This is a genomic window from Kocuria atrinae C3-8, assembly GCF_000286355.1.
Taxonomy (GTDB): Bacteria; Actinomycetota; Actinomycetes; order Actinomycetales; family Micrococcaceae; genus Kocuria; species Kocuria atrinae_A.
The window spans coordinates 1-13866 of sequence record NZ_AJXN01000092.1; the positions used below are offsets into that span (position 1 = coordinate 1).

Genomic DNA, 13866 nt, shown 5'->3' on the forward strand with positions numbered 1-13866 from the left:
ATCGGAGATGTCCTGGGCCACCCGCACCCCGAGTTGGATCGCGGGTTCCCGGCGCGGCCCGGCCCCGCCCGCGCTTCGGCATCGTCGTGGGCTCCGCCACCGGTGCCGCTTGCACCGGTGGGGGACGACACCACCGGTGTCGCGGGCTGGGGTGAGGTAGCGCGTGGGGGCGTGTAATCGACCGGGTCGATGTGCTCATCCGGGGCCGGACGGGGTCGGCGGCGGGCCAGTGAGGCGGGACGCTCGGGCTTCTCTGTCATCGCAGCACCTTCTTCGCGATCGCGGTGTAGGCATCCAGCACCCGGGAGCCCTTGCGGTATTGGCCGTACCACTCCCCCGAAATCCGCACCTCCTGGACGATCGCCCGGTCCGGAATCAACGGCTCCAGGAACAACCCGGTGGCGCGCAGCTCCTCGAGGCTGGCCACCGCCGCCCGGCTCATGATCGTCTCTTTCACCCCACCGACGACGATGCCGGCCTCGGTGAGGGTGTCCGGGGCGCCCAGTTGATGGCGGTGGCGGCGTAGACCACGGTGTCGGCCGCGTTCAACGCCGACAGAGTCAGCGGCCCGCCCTGCCAATTGGGGCAGTCAATGACCGCCACATCCGCCGACAGGCCAGTCAAAGAGATCTTCAACCGCAGCTCCGCATGATCGACTAGGTAGGCTTCTCGGTTGGAGATGTTGCGGGCCGAGGGAATCACCCTGAGACTGGGGTGCCACCCGCTGGAGATTGCGTGGCTCTGTGCATTTGAAGGGTGTGCAGCCAAGCCGCGCGCCACTCCACATTAGTACCACAGTTGTACCACAGTTGTACCACACCATAATGACCTAAAGTAGTACCACACTAATACCAATATGGCATTACATTGGTGTTATAGTGGTGCCATGATCATTGTCTTTGGGCACCAGAAGGGCGGAACGGGCAAGTCGACTCTCACCGTCAACATGGCAGTTGAGCTGCAACGACAGGGAAAGGACGTGCTGCTGGTCGACGCTGACCCGACGATCCGCACGACCTCGAACTTCACGACCGACCGAGAGGAGGCCGGGCTTCCCTCGCTGCAGTCCGTGCAGAAGTCGGGATCACTGCACAAGTTCCTGGAGGAGTTTCGACCCAAGTTCGATCACATCCTGGTCGACGTCCCAGGCAAGGATTCCAAAGAGATGCGCACAGCCCTGACTGCTGCGGACATGCTGATCAGTCCCACGCGCGCCACCCAAGCCGACCTTGATGCCGTGGCCGGCCTCTTGGAGACGGTCGAAGGGGCCCAAGACTTTAACGAGGACCTCAAGTCGATGCTGGTCCTCAACTTTGTATCTTCCAACGTGTTCACTAAGGAACGAGCGGAAGCGCAGTCGTATCTCGAGGACTTTCCTCGAGTGCGGCTTGCTCAGACCGTGTTGCATCAGCGCAAGGCTTTTGCCGACTGTCTGGCCGACGGCAAGGGAGTCGTAGAGATGCGCGACGCCAAGGCCAAGGCCGAGATCCAACTGCTGACCCAGGAGGTCTTCTCATGGTGAGGAAACGTGGACCGATTGCTTCCAATCGCGAGGAAGAGATTGAGCGGTTTGCATCGGCAGCCGAACGATCGGGTTCAGACACCCCTGATCAGGGACCGCCCCTGAAGCCGTGGAAACGGCGGGCGCGAAACGGAGCCAAGGTAAAGGGGTACAACTTCCGGTTCAACAACACCCAGCATGCCTTGCTCAATTACGCCGCCGAAGCTGAGGACACTTCCCAGCAGAAATTGATCGAGGAGCTCGTATGGCCCGTGCTTGAGGAGCGCTACGGTCAAAACGTGCCGCTCAAGTAGTCATCCCACACCATATCGGCGTGGTGTTGGTACCACACAAGTACCAATATGGTGCCATATCGATAGGAGTTGGCACGGCACCTTCATGCCCAGGCATTGCCGTCGACACTTCCCAGCAGAAAGCGGTCAAAAAGCTCGTCCGTTCCCTACCTAAGAAGTGCTAGGGCTACGGAAACCTTTCGAACCGGGCGTGTACTTCACACTAGTGTGGTACTGGTACCACACTAGTGCAATCATGATTCTGTACCAGATACTGTGAGCGCAGCACCTTCATGCCCATGTATCGCTGTGGTGTCAGAGCGAATGCACAAACCATCGTCCCCGTGAAGGCTTGGCAAGACGCAGGGTTCTTTAGCTGAATCTTGCACCACGTCGATCTTTGTACCATACCAGTGTGGTACTAATATGGTACAAACTCAATGTCACGATCACCCACGAAACTTTAGGAAATTGCCAGCACCAAAGTGCATGTGGTGGATGCCGCGGTCACGGTGCTGGTAGTGATCCAGTCCAGGCTCGGAGGTTCCCGCAACTTCCCTTGAGCAATCATTTCGGAGGCCCACCAGAGCCGAGGAAATGTGCGGCAGCCATCGTCCGTCAACCCAGTCCCAAGAAAGACTGTCGCCTTAATCGGCTGGGGAAGTAGGTCAGTCCTAGTACGGACCAGCTAAGAAGCGCGTGTTCAGGCACCGTGCGGAGCTCGTTCCAGTCGGTGGTGTAGCGCGGGGAGAGATCTGCTTGGCGATTAGGCCCAGGGGGCGAGGGAATGGGCGCCGAGCCGGCCCAGAGCGAGGGTGCTGGTGCCGAAAAGGCGGTTCATTACCTCGATCAGTTCCCCGAGCGGGACCAATTACTCGAGCACCCCCGGCAGGACCGACACGGCGCCCTCGGCGGCGAGGTGTGTGCAGAGGATGGTGGCGCTCATGTAGGGCACCCCCTGCATGAGCTTGGGCACGGGGGCACTCCGGGCCGCGATCCTCGGCGCTGGGCGCCCTCGGGCCGCTGACGAGCGGGTTTAGTTACCGCAGGGGCCCCGCATCTTCAACAGCTGCGGGTGCTGGGACCATGCTGGGGGAGTGATCAGTTTGTTCGTCGCCGGCGGAGCAAATACCTGTTGCTTGGAGAATTTCACCTCCGTTTACAGCGTCGCCAGCGGAAGTGGCGGGCGCGTTTTTCAACCAAGTCATTACGGTGCGTGCGGTACGTCCCACCGCCTCCGCGATAGCCCGGTAGGTCGCCCCCGCCGCCCGCAACCGCAATGCCTTAACCCGCAGTTGCCCAGCACGATCGGTGCGGGCCTGGCGGGCCTTGCCGGCATTGTCCGCCGCCGCACGCGCCTTGGCCTCGGTACGGGCCTTCCCGCCACGCCGTCCCATCCGCGACAGATACTCATGCGCCGCATCAGAACCACTGGTGGACGTGGGGCGTCCCTTGCCAGCATTGACCTGCCGCACGGCTGAACGAGCCAGGCACGCCACCTCCCCATCAGACAGGGGGTGGGGCAGCTGGACGTTGAGCGCCCGGGCATGGGCGATCGAGGCGGCCTCGTTTGGGGTCTGGTGGCGGATCTGTTGCTGGTCCCATAGCCACCGGCGGGTGGCGCGGAAAATAGCGGTGTTGCGACCCACCTCCGTGGCGGTGTCCACTACCGGGGCCCGCGGGACGCCGGCCTGCCCCAGCAGGGCCGTGCCCGGGTCCCAGGCTGACGCGGCGGGTCCGTCAATAGCCTCGTCATGGAACGGGTCGATGTACTCGACCATGTGCGCCTTGAGATCTCCCAGGGACCACGGGCTGGCTCTGCGACCCCACCACACACGCCCGGCCGGGAATTCAGCAGCCGGGTTGCGCACCAAGTAACGGGTGAAGCACGGGTCCCCATCGACCAGCCGGTCCAGGGCCCGCTGCACCGCCTCTGCATAGCGGATCGGCCACGGCCGAGCGCCCTCGCCCCGGTAGACCGGCTCGATCGCCCACCCGGCCTGGGCGTGACCAGTGGCCGGGTTCTCGATGATCCACGTGGGCTCTGGCACCGCCGGGTGCATCAGGTTCAACAACGCGGCCTCGTCATCGACGTCGACGACGAGGAAATTTAACCAATCGGCCGGGTTGAGCTGGAGAAACGCGAACTCATTAGCAGGCCGCCCACGGTTCGGGAACGCCTGCGACTTGGTCTGACCGCACCGGAAGTACTCGATCCGGTGGTGTGCTAGGAACCGGCGGGCCGGGGTCTCGGGGCAAAAAAGAACAACATCCAGCAAGGCAGGGTCCACTTGTGGACGCGCCTCAGGTATACTAAGGGACATAACAGTCCCCTGATATTGGATTCATGACAGGTTCCGATTCAGTTAGCTGTTGAAACGGCTGTCGCGAGTTTGGAGACCTGAGACAGCCAAATGACTTCGACGGCCCGCCCTGCCAGGCGGGTCGTCAGTCGTTTAAGCGGAATTAGCCAGCGGTAGGCGCGGCTCCTCCCTGTTGTCAAGCTTGTTGGGTCGTCCCGCATCGCGATCGATCAAGGCACCGATGTACTCAGCCATGCTGAGTCCCGTTCGACGAGACGCTTCGACGGCCGCACGATGCTGCTCAGGAGACACACGCGTGGACAACGCCACTTTGTGTCCTTGCAGCTTTGGTTGCTGGTACTCGGTCATGAAGCCATCGTTGCATACTGCAACCGCAACCGGTAGCAGTGTGGGGTGTGTCTCCATGATTTCCTTGCCCCTTTGTTTTTGAAGCCTGACGCGGTAAAGACGCAGTGAAGGCTCCCGTCTAGGTGTATCGCATCAATCATACAGTTTTTTGAACATGTTCAACATAAACGTGTTCAAGTTCCAGGTAGCCTGGAGGGCATGTTTTGGCTAGGGGGAACTGTTTCCCGTTCCGACTCCGATGTGCTGGCTGAACTGCCGGACCATCTCACTTGGGAGTGTCTTCATCTGGAGGTGCAGCGTCGGCATGGCAAGCCCGTTCACATCGAGCCTGCCCCCGCGGGGTTGGGCCAGGACGTCACGGGGCTGTGGTTGGAGAAAGCTGAGCAGTCCTGGATTTTCCATGCTGCCGGTGAGAGCGAGCTGCTGCGCCGGCACGTGATTCTGCACGAGTATGGACACATCCTTCTCATGCACGGCGGATGCGAGCTGACGCTGGGAAATGCCTTCGTCCATATTGGGGGCTCCCGGCGGATCAAGACCCTTCTCGGGCGTTCCTCCACCTGGACAGCCCAGGAGATCGCGGCAGAGAACGCCGCCACGAGGTTAGCCGCCAGACTGACCCGGCGGGTGGATCCTCTGCTCGAGGTCTTTTGATGAGCCTCGGTGCGGTGTTGAGTCTGCTCAAAGCCGTAGCCTGCATCTTCGCCGTCGTGGCGGTGGTCGTTCGTCTGCCACGAGTAGCGCGGCGACGCCAAGTGGACTTTGTCTGGATGGGCACGGCGTTGGCGGCGCTGGCCTTCTCGGCTAACGGGGTCATGGTTCCCGAACGGAGCGTGGATGCGTGGCTGGGTGGAGAGAACATCTTCCACCTGGTGCGCAGCCTGCTCGCGCTCAGCGCCGTATGGTGCCTGCGGGCGGCCCTCGTCCAGTCCCTGCAGCGCAGGGACTGGAGCCGGTCGCGGACATTGGGGGAGACCGCCATTGGCGGTACCTTACTGCTGGGGTTGACGATAGCGTTCTTCTCGATCGATCGGGACCCGACCTCGAGAGCGTTCATCCCGGACCACCTTGCCCAGGGCGGCACCTTGGGTTACACGCTGCTCATCATGGTGATGGGAGCGTGGAACGCCACCGATGTTGCCCGTGTCGCCTTCCAGGAACTCGCCTTGCGCCAGCCGGAGCACGACCGTCTGCTGTGGCCGGCTCTGCTCGGCCTGGGTGTGGGAGGTTCTCTGCTCGTGCTCGGCTGCACGCTTGAAGCCGGCTATGCAGTCCTCGGGTATTCAGGCACCTGGGATACTGTAGCTACGGCCATGCGAGCCTCGTTCGGCCCGGTCTTCTTGCCCGGGGCCGTGCTGGTGTGCTTGGCCGTGGCGTGGTTGGGTCTCTACGCCCAAGGCCGGCGCCTGAAGATGGGTCTGCGCATGGACATCCTGAGGATCGCTCCGGTGTGGGCCCAACTCGACGCTGACCGGTGGAGCCCTGGTGGACGCCCTCCGGGCTGGCGCAGCGCCCTGTCGGCTGATCCCCAGAAAGTTCTCTACAGTGCCGTCATTGCCGTCGAAGATGCCCTGCGGGTAGAGAACATGGACCTGTCGGAAAGGCAACGGTGTGCCCTGCAGACCGCCGAGAGGAGATTTGAACTCACATCATGAGCACCTCGATCGTCGTCCCCCGCTGGGAGAGAACCGCCACGGAAGCCTTCCAGCCTCCTGTGCTGCTGGCGGCGTTGCTCATCGCGCTGCCTGGGTGCGCACCTTCTGCCGCCTCGTTGTGGTGGGGAATCAGCGCGGCCCTGATCGTATGCGGGGTTCCACTGGCCATGGTCCTCATACTGGTGCGCCGAGGGGTCCTCACCGACCACCACGTGAGCGTGAAGGAGCACCGCCGCCCGGTGATGGCCGGGGTGCTGGTACTGGTCCTCAGCTACCTCACGGCGGCGATCCTGCTGCGGGGACCGATCGAGATTGTGGCGCTGCTGGTGGCCACGTTCCTGGCCGGGTTGGTGATCGCTGTGGTGAGTCCGTGGTGGAAGATCTCCGGGCACGGCATGATGATGGGCGGCACTATTGTTGCCCTGACAACATCCTGGGGTGTTGTCGGGCTGCTGTTCGTTCCGGTGGGCTTGGTGGTGTGCTGGAGCCGTATCCGGCTCCAGGACCACACTGGTCACCAGGTGATCTCAGGCTTCATCTACGGATTAGCCTTCCTGGGCAGCATCTACGCCTGGATCGTGACATGAGGAGAAAAGACGTGGGGGACGCCAACCGGGAACGGTCAGCCCAGATTTTGGCCGACAAAATCAACCTGCTGTTGGACACCCTGCGCACCGAAACCGGCCATCCCTACGACTTCACCACGATTCAGCAAGGCATAAAAGACCGCGGTGTGGCTATGTCGCGCACGAAATGGCACTACCTGAAGACGGCCGACACCCGGGTGCGCCCCGATGAGAAACTGCTCCGGGCGCTGGGGGAAGTGTTCGGAGTGGACCCCAGATATTTGGTGCACGAGAACGGCCCGTTGCCTGAGCAGGTCGAGCAGGAACTAGCCACGGTGCGCGCCCTCCGACGAGCGAGGTGCGTAACTTCGCGGCGAGAGCCCTCGGCCAGATTGATCCTGAAGGGCTTCAGGCAATCCTTGAGGTCATCGAGAAGAAGGAAAGTTCCTCTCAGGACGACTCCACACAGTAGATAAAGAAGGCCAGACCAGCCACAACAGCTGTGCCGGCTTCTTTCGTTCATCTACCATCCACCTGCTGGGCGCCGCCAATGTCGCGGAACTGATGGCCGACGACTTCCCACTGGCCGTCGCGCTCTTCGAGGTAGAGGGTGACCTGCCGACGATCCATTTCGTGGATGGTGGCTCCGTCTCGGGTATTCCAGGCCCATTCCACCGTGTAAGCGCGAATAGCCTTGTCCGGAGCGATGTCCTGATTGATGTCGCCGTGGACGGGGACGATGGTAGGCGTGCTGTAGCTCTCGTGCTGCGCTGCGGTAAGCCATGGGGCGCCTGCTGCGTTACGTTCGGGCTCAACCTGGTGAGCGGCCCAGTCAGGGGACATCAGCGACTGGGTACGGATCGCTGCGGCGGTTTCGGTGCGGTCGCTGGCGGTGTCCCAGGAGTGGAGCATCAGAGCGGTGACCTCGGCGGTGGAGTCCACATCGGTTCGGTCAGCGTTATCCGCGGTGGCGAAGGTGCCCTCGCCTAGCTGTCGCGCCGTGGGGGAGGCGGTGGCTTCTTGGAAGACCTGCTGGGCTTCGTCGCTGGAGCCACAAGCGGCAAGCGGCAACACGCACATCAACAAGGCTGCGGCGAGGCGCAGCGGATGGCGCATCATCTCGGCCACGCACCTTTCTCTTTGAGGATGGGCTGGGGGTCGAGGTTGTGCCCCTGGTAGGGAAAGACGAGGTCGGGGGCGTCAGGTTTGTAGATCTCAAGGTGCAGGTGGGTGGCCATGCCGAAGCGCCCGCGGTTGCCCTCGACGCCGATGATGTCACCGCGTTTGAGCTTCTGGCCCTTGGCCACGTCCCAGGAGTGCAGGTGGCAGAAGGCGAATCCGAAATCGGGGTCAAGCCCGTTCTCCTTGGCGATGACGCATCCGTCGGTGACGTTGAACCCGGTAATCCGCAGGCCGGTGGGGGCTACGACGACTCCGCCGCTGCTGTTGCCAACCCCGGGGGTGGCGATGTCCACGCCCTCGTGCTGGTTGGCCCAGCCAGGGACTCCAGCCAGAGCGCGCCCACCGTAGCCGGAGGTGAATACGCCCCCGGGCAGTGGGGTGGCCCACTCACCATCGCCGAGGTCTCCGTCCCAGGCCCGGGCCCGGTGGGGGCCTTGCAGTCAGCAGAAAAGGTGGACTGGGTGCCATCGAGGATCTTCTCAACATACTGCTGGGTCTCCGGGTAGGGCGGAACGCCGCGGTGCTCCTGTACCGCACCGGGCCCGGCGTTGTAGGCGGCCAGGGTTAGGCGCACGAGCTCGTCCGGATTGTCCCCGGCGATGGGCTGAATTTCTTTCTTCAGGGCTGCCATGTAACGGCCCATGGCTGCGATGGCATCTTCGGGGTCGAAGGGGTCTCCGCCGTTGCCATAGGTGGCCCAGGTCGCGGGCATGAATTGGGCCAGCCCCTGGGCGCCGACGGGGCTGGTGGTATCTGGGTTCCACCCGGACTCCTGCGCCAGTTGTGCGGCGACCAGGCTGGCCGGCAGTTCGGCCTGGCTGGCGGCCGCGTCCACGAGCGGTCCCCAGCCGTTTGGCACGGACACCACATTGCCCTTCTCGTTGGTGCCGACGGCGGTGGCAGTGCAGCTGGTGGACAGGCTCGCGGCGTCCTCCTCCTCGGCCAGGGTGGTCACGAGCATGGCTAAGACCATGATGATGCTCACCAAAAGGCCAAGGAGAAGCAGCGTCGCGCCGCCGAGGGCTCGGGGGTGGGGCCTGGCCGTCAGAAGCCCTGGGAGATCAGGGCCGCGGCGTGGAGCCAGGCTCTGCGGGTAGCCGGACGTAGTTGCCGGTGATGAATGCGGCCCTGCACCAGGTGCGGGTCGAAAGGAACGATGGCCACCTCACGCACAAACGGGGCGTATTCAGCGGTGATGGCTTGGGCCTTGGTGCTGTGCGAGGGCATCAGCTCGGAGATGACCACCACGGCATTACGGGCCAGTTCCCTGGCATGGGGACCTCCAGAGTGCAGGGCTTTGAGGGCGTTGACCCCGCCCTGGGCCTTATCGGACTCGGTGGTGGTGGCGATGATGATCTGATCAGTGTGAGCGATCATGCGCGCCCAGTTCTCGCCCCGGGTGGAGTTGCCGCTGTCCATGATGACGAGCCGGTAGTACTTCTCGGCCACCCGGTGCAAGGCGTCCACCTCGACGCCAGTAATTTCGTGGGTGTTGGACGGTGACTCGTCAGAGCGCAGGACGTCGTAGGCGTCATACGCCTGATGGTGGACGAAGGCGGCTAACTCGGCCGCCTTGGCTTCGGCTGTAAGGAAGTGATCGGCGTGGTGGAGAAAGTCCAGCGCGGTGGAGTCGTGGCCGGCGCCGTCGGTACGCCAGCCCAGGGATCCCATGGCTTCGTTGTTATCCCAGGCGAGCACGCCCGCCCCGCCGTGGCGGGCGAACTGGGCGGCGAGCAGGGCAACGGTGGGGGTTTTGTTGGCACCGCCCTTCTGGTTGACCACTGCGATGGTGCGGGAACCGATCCAGTGCCGTGAGACCGCGGCCAGGTTTTTTCGTTCCGCTACTTCCTCAGGCTCAGGGGCCAGATTCAGCCGATGCGGTTGAGCATCCCGCGCAACCGTGGGTGGCTGGTGCCTCGTCCAGAGAGCTGTCGGTGGCTATGAAGCTGGGGGCGGAGTCGATGTCTAAGACTGTCGTGTCAGATGGTTGCGGCACCGGGGCGCTAGAGGGCATTGACTTTGCCTGCACGGGACGGGACTGCGAAGCGTTCTTGAGAGTCGGCGCAACGATGGTGGAAGACGTTGAGGCAGCTTTTTTATGAGAGGAACTTTCGGACTCGCTCAGCAGCGATTCCGGGGCCGACTCGGCGGGCACGAGCTCCCCAGGTTTGACCGCACGGCTGCCTCGACGCCCGGTCCGGGGTAGGCGAGTGAGCGTCGCATCGGTGGAGACTTCCCCGTCAGGCCCAACGACCAGGTAAGTCTCGAATTCGTTCGCCGAAGATGGGTCGATGGCTACGACCTTGACGGGCCGACCCAGGATACGCGCGGTCTCGGTTAGTTGAGCAATGGCGTCGTCCATTGAATTTAGGGGGGTCACCACACCGTCGACGGAGACTTCAACGGTGTGGTTGTCGTTGAGCGTCGCGATGCATCGCGGACGGTCGAGCGCCTGCGCCATGGGAATGCCTTTCGTATCAGTCGGTGTCCCTCATTCCGAGGTTGGGTTGCTGAGAGACGTTGTAGTGAGCACGCAGGTGTTCTTTTACGTCGTCCCGGAGGATGATCCAGTGCGAACCCAGCTGTATGGCTGCACCCGCCCATCCCTCAGCCACCGGTAGGTCACCGTGCTGCTGGACAGCCCCAGCACCTCGGTCAGCTAGGCCACGGAAAGTTGCTCGGGCAACCCATTGAAGAGTCTGTCCAGCGACTCAGTCATAGAGAGCGCTCCAGCGATCACAGCGGCTCCGGTACATCGGAGTGGGGAAAAATTGCTTACGGTTGCACACCATAGCTCGAAACTGCCTATAGTTGAACATGTTCAAATTAATTCCGTGGATGATCCACGGAAATGCACCTCAGTGCATTGAATTCAACTTGGGAGCCTAGATGGGCAATCGGTGGACAGGGTTCGTCGCGCCCGGCACGGGGGCTCAGACGGTCTCGCTCCTGGATGAGACCGTTTCTGAGCCGCCCCCGGTTCTTCGGGGAGCGCAGGCGCCCCAGCAGGGTATTTCTGCACCGGCCGGCGGCGGGCGGCTCGAACGGTTTCCCGCGTCATCTATTGGTCCGTACTGGTTAGGCACCCATGGTGGAGCGGGAGAGACCACATTTCGGGAGCTGCTAGACGGTGTCGAATGCCATCATCGTTGGCCTTCTCCGACCCCAGAGGCACCGTCTCCTGTCGTTGTCCTCCTCGCCCGTCAGACGCATCGCGGGTTGGAATCAGCTCGACGCGCCGCCCAGGGCTGGGCCTCCGGGCAACATCCGGATGTAGTGCTCGCGGGGTTGGTGATCGTGGCCGACACTCCGGGCAAGACCCCGAGATCCCTGGCAGCAGCGACCCGTGTGATCTCCGGCGGTGTCCCTTTCACCTGGGTGGTGCCGTGGATCGAAGAACTCCGACTCACTGGAGCCATGGACTGGGAGTCCATGGCCCGTGAGCCGAAGAAAGTCCTCACCGCTATCGGTGAGGCAGTCGATGAACTCACCTCCGAGAGGATTCCCCAATGATCGACCTCGTACTTGCCGCACAGGACACCGTTTTGGCCCTGCCTGCTGCACTGCCCGACTCCGACCCGCTGGCTCCTCCGGGCATCGGAGAGTCCTGGAACAGGATGGTCGGTGTGGGCAAGTGGATTGCCTTGGGCATCGCCGTTCTGGGACTGCTGGTGGTGGGCGGGAAGATGGCTTTCGACGCTCGTCGTGGTGAGACCACCGAAGAAATCTCCGGGATCATCAAGATCGTGTTGGCCGTCGCGCTGATCTCCGGTGGTGCTTCGATCCTTTCGTTTATCTCCCAAGACGGCGGAGGACAAGAGGAAGAGCAGAGTAGCGATGCGGAGGCTGCTGCCATTGTGATCCACGATGATCCCCACTTCAACATCTAGAAGCTGACCACCATCAACAACTACAGGACCAGTCCCACGCGCGAAAAGGAGCAGCAGGTGACAGATCAGCTTGAGACGGACAACGACAAATCATGGTGGGCGGGCCCTTGGTTCCTGGTCTCGGCGGTGCTCATGGCCCTGCTGGTAGTGCTGGGACTGGTCCTGTGGCTGTGGCCCGAAGAACAGGAGCAGTCACAGTCTCAAACCGCACCGGCCACCGCGACCGAGGCGTCCTCGGGTGGGGAGTCGGTGTGCGGGTTGTCTGCCACCGGCGGTACCACCTTGACCAAGGCGCCGAAGGATGTCGAGTGGGAAGCTCTGGGGGCGATCTACTCCCCAGCCTCGAAGAAGAACGGGCCGGGCACCATGGACGAGTCCACGGGTGTCCGGTCCTGCTACTCCCACACACCCGAAGGGGCATTGCTGGCTTCCACCAACATGCTGATCTCGGGCAACGACCCGCAGGTCCTCCTCGACACCATCGAAGCACGGGTCATGGAGGGCCCCGGCAAGAACATCGCCATCGGGCAGGCGCAGCAGCGAGTAAGCGAGAACGACACCACGACCGTCCCGCTGGAAGTGGCCGGGTTCCGGTTGCTCTCATATACAGACGATAAGGCCACCGTCGAGGTTGTGCTGGCCGCCGACGACGGGACGGAAAAAGTTTACACAACGACCGCAACCGACATGGTTTGGTACGAGGGAGACTGGCGTTTCCTGTTGCAGGATGACGGGAGCGGTGGCCCCGTCTCAGGTCAGATTTCCGATCTGTCCGGGTACATCCAGTGGACTCCCGACAATGGCTGACGAGGAAAAGTGTGGATTCCTTGACGGCATCTGCAAAGCGAAAAAAGGTGTTAACGAAGCTCTGACCGGTGCCGCCGGGGATGCCTTAGATCAGATCGCCGACGGTGTGACCGCCGGCGTGGTCGACACGGTCGCTTCCCTGGGTTCAATGTGGACGCGGATCGGCAGCGCCGGCCTTACCTCCGAGGGCGATACCGGTTCTCAGACCCCGGTGCGGGGGGATTTCAACGCCTACATCGACACGCTGCTGGGTTACGCGAGCTGGCTCGGGTTAGGCGTGGCCGTGTTCGGGGTGCTGTTTTTGGGCATCGTGCTGGCCGTCAACGCCCGCCGCGGCGACGGCGCGGGCCTGGTCAACACCGCCACCGTCCTGGCCGGCGGGGCGGCGCTGGTAGGGGGAGCCACCAGCCTGATCGGTTTCCTCATACCGGCCCGGGCGATGAACTTGAGCGGTTCGGTGGGATTCATCCAGGACCAGACCTTTTATCTCACCCTGGCGGTAGCCGCGCTGAGCGTGATAATCGCCGGGGCTCAGATGGCCTGGTCCCAGCGCGCTGAGCCGGCCCGGGAGCTGCTCAAGGGCTACTTACCTTGGCCGTGGTCACCGCTTCGGGGGTGACGATCCTCAACGTCTTGATCCGGGGCACCGACGCCTGGCGGTGCAGATCATTGACTCCGCCATCGGGGATGATTTCCAGACCGATGTGCTCAAGCTCCTGGCCTTGGACAACATGGCCAGTAGCGGCACTAGTCCGGTGTGGTTGGGCGGCAACGTCATCCTGATCATCGTCGGCGGAGTCGTGGCGATCATCGTGAACCTCATTCAGGTGATGCTGATGGTGCTGCGCACCGGGATGTTGTTTCTGATGGCGGGGGTCCTACCGCTTTCAGCCGCCTTCTTGAACACGGAGACGGGTAAGAACTTCTTCCAGAAAGTCATCGCCTGGACCCTGGCATTTGCTTTCTACAAGCCGGCAGCGGCCCTGATCTACGGGTTGGCGATCAAGATGTCCACCACCGGGGTGTGGGAGGGCGACGGCGGGCTAATCCAGTTCGCTGCGGGACTGATGATGATCATCGCCTCCGTGTTCGCGCTACCGGTGCTGATTGGTTTCCTCAGCCTGTGCTGGGCTCGATGTCTTCCAACAGTGGAGGTGGCGCGTTGGGGGTCGCCGCGATGGGCGCGGCGATCCCGCAGGGCGCGGCCCACCTGTCGCGGTCCGGACGCGGATTCGGTTCCGACAGCTCCGCCAGCCAGGCGCTACGTCCACACCATCGCCTACGCCTGCCGGTGCAGGCA

18 protein-coding genes and 1 pseudogene are annotated in these 13866 nt (G+C 62.8%); 11 read left to right on the top strand and 8 right to left on the bottom strand.

Annotation, left to right across the window (positions count from 1 at the left end; all coding sequences use genetic code 11):
• Window positions 1–256 precede the first annotated feature (256 nt).
• Window positions 257–442, bottom strand: a complete 186-nt coding sequence (locus tag YO9_RS17940) for a hypothetical protein (RefSeq protein WP_223286391.1) — start codon at window positions 440–442, stop codon at window positions 257–259.
• A gap of 11 nt (window positions 443–453) precedes the next feature.
• Window positions 454–636 (bottom strand): ParA family protein, encoded by a 183-nt coding sequence (locus YO9_RS17945; RefSeq protein ID WP_223286392.1) that lies wholly within the window; start codon window positions 634–636, stop codon window positions 454–456.
• A 250-nt stretch (window positions 637–886) separates the two neighbouring features.
• Between YO9_RS17945 and YO9_RS0110155 the strand changes: the two genes are divergently transcribed.
• Both YO9_RS0110155 and YO9_RS0110160 read left to right on the top strand, forming a co-directional pair.
• Window positions 887–1522, top strand: a complete 636-nt coding sequence (locus YO9_RS0110155) for an AAA family ATPase (RefSeq protein WP_016997370.1) — start codon at window positions 887–889, stop codon at window positions 1520–1522.
• Window positions 1516–1815 (top strand): hypothetical protein, encoded by a 300-nt coding sequence (locus tag YO9_RS0110160; protein ID WP_016997371.1) that lies wholly within the window; start codon window positions 1516–1518, stop codon window positions 1813–1815. Before YO9_RS0110155 ends, YO9_RS0110160 begins: the two co-directional genes overlap by 7 nt.
• A gap of 597 nt (window positions 1816–2412) precedes the next feature.
• Here YO9_RS0110160 and YO9_RS21600 read toward each other — a convergent pair.
• Complete coding sequence (locus tag YO9_RS21600; protein ID WP_396350747.1) at window positions 2413–2583, bottom strand: DUF4113 domain-containing protein; 171 nt, start codon at window positions 2581–2583, stop codon at window positions 2413–2415.
• Between the two features lie 251 nt (window positions 2584–2834).
• Entirely contained in the window at window positions 2835–4073 is a 1239-nt protein-coding gene (locus YO9_RS0110175; protein ID WP_223286393.1) for a replication initiation protein, read from the bottom strand.
• Between the two features lie 684 nt (window positions 4074–4757).
• On the opposite strand from YO9_RS0110175, the gene YO9_RS0110185 reads away from it, so the two are divergent.
• The 4 genes from YO9_RS0110185 to YO9_RS0110200 are packed head-to-tail and all read left to right on the top strand — an operon-like array spanning window position 4758 to window position 7163.
• On the top strand, window positions 4758–5120 hold the full coding sequence (locus tag YO9_RS0110185) for a hypothetical protein (protein ID WP_223286394.1): 363 nt from the start codon (window positions 4758–4760) through the stop codon (window positions 5118–5120).
• Window positions 5120–6121, top strand: coding sequence for a hypothetical protein (locus YO9_RS0110190; protein ID WP_016997377.1), 1002 nt, complete (start codon window positions 5120–5122; stop codon window positions 6119–6121). The genes YO9_RS0110185 and YO9_RS0110190 overlap by 1 nt, the downstream gene beginning before the upstream one ends.
• On the top strand, window positions 6118–6708 hold the full coding sequence (locus YO9_RS0110195) for a hypothetical protein (RefSeq protein ID WP_016997378.1): 591 nt from the start codon (window positions 6118–6120) through the stop codon (window positions 6706–6708). Before YO9_RS0110190 ends, YO9_RS0110195 begins: the two co-directional genes overlap by 4 nt.
• An 11-nt stretch (window positions 6709–6719) precedes the next feature.
• The gene (locus YO9_RS0110200; RefSeq protein WP_031273067.1) at window positions 6720–7163 is read left to right on the top strand and encodes a hypothetical protein; all 444 of its coding nucleotides are present in this window, start codon (window positions 6720–6722) and stop codon (window positions 7161–7163) included.
• Between the two features lie 43 nt (window positions 7164–7206).
• Here YO9_RS0110200 and YO9_RS0110205 read toward each other — a convergent pair whose 3' ends face one another.
• From YO9_RS0110205 to YO9_RS17955, 4 genes are all read right to left on the bottom strand, one after another.
• Entirely contained in the window at window positions 7207–7806 is a 600-nt protein-coding gene (locus YO9_RS0110205; RefSeq protein WP_031273068.1) for a hypothetical protein, read from the bottom strand.
• A complete protein-coding gene (locus YO9_RS0110210) occupies window positions 7803–8162 on the bottom strand; it encodes a M23 family metallopeptidase (RefSeq protein ID WP_016997380.1) in 360 nt (119 codons plus the stop codon). Before YO9_RS0110210 ends, YO9_RS0110205 begins: the two co-directional genes overlap by 4 nt.
• Window positions 8111–8830 (bottom strand): lytic transglycosylase domain-containing protein, encoded by a 720-nt coding sequence (locus YO9_RS17950; RefSeq protein WP_223286395.1) that lies wholly within the window; start codon window positions 8828–8830, stop codon window positions 8111–8113. The genes YO9_RS0110210 and YO9_RS17950 overlap by 52 nt, the downstream gene beginning before the upstream one ends.
• 83 nt (window positions 8831–8913) lie before the next feature.
• A complete protein-coding gene (locus YO9_RS17955; protein ID WP_016997382.1) occupies window positions 8914–9651 on the bottom strand; it encodes a MinD/ParA family ATP-binding protein in 738 nt (245 codons plus the stop codon).
• 1437 nt (window positions 9652–11088) lie between these two features.
• On the opposite strand from YO9_RS17955, the gene YO9_RS17960 reads away from it, so the two are divergent.
• From YO9_RS17960 to YO9_RS0110245, 5 genes and pseudogenes are all read left to right on the top strand, one after another.
• Window positions 11089–11382, top strand: a complete 294-nt coding sequence (locus YO9_RS17960) for a hypothetical protein (RefSeq protein WP_223286396.1) — start codon at window positions 11089–11091, stop codon at window positions 11380–11382.
• Window positions 11379–11759 carry a hypothetical protein gene (locus YO9_RS0110230; protein WP_016997385.1) on the top strand — a complete coding sequence of 127 codons (381 nt, stop codon included), beginning with the start codon at window positions 11379–11381 and terminating at the stop codon, window positions 11757–11759. Before YO9_RS17960 ends, YO9_RS0110230 begins: the two co-directional genes overlap by 4 nt.
• 57 nt (window positions 11760–11816) lie before the next feature.
• A complete protein-coding gene (locus tag YO9_RS0110235) occupies window positions 11817–12566 on the top strand; it encodes a DUF8175 domain-containg protein (protein ID WP_016997386.1) in 750 nt (249 codons plus the stop codon).
• Complete coding sequence (locus YO9_RS17965) at window positions 12559–13185, top strand: hypothetical protein (RefSeq protein WP_223286397.1); 627 nt, start codon at window positions 12559–12561, stop codon at window positions 13183–13185. The genes YO9_RS0110235 and YO9_RS17965 overlap by 8 nt, the downstream gene beginning before the upstream one ends.
• Before the next feature lie 40 nt (window positions 13186–13225).
• Window positions 13226–13866, top strand: a pseudogene (locus YO9_RS0110245) (hypothetical protein); the annotation flags it as partial.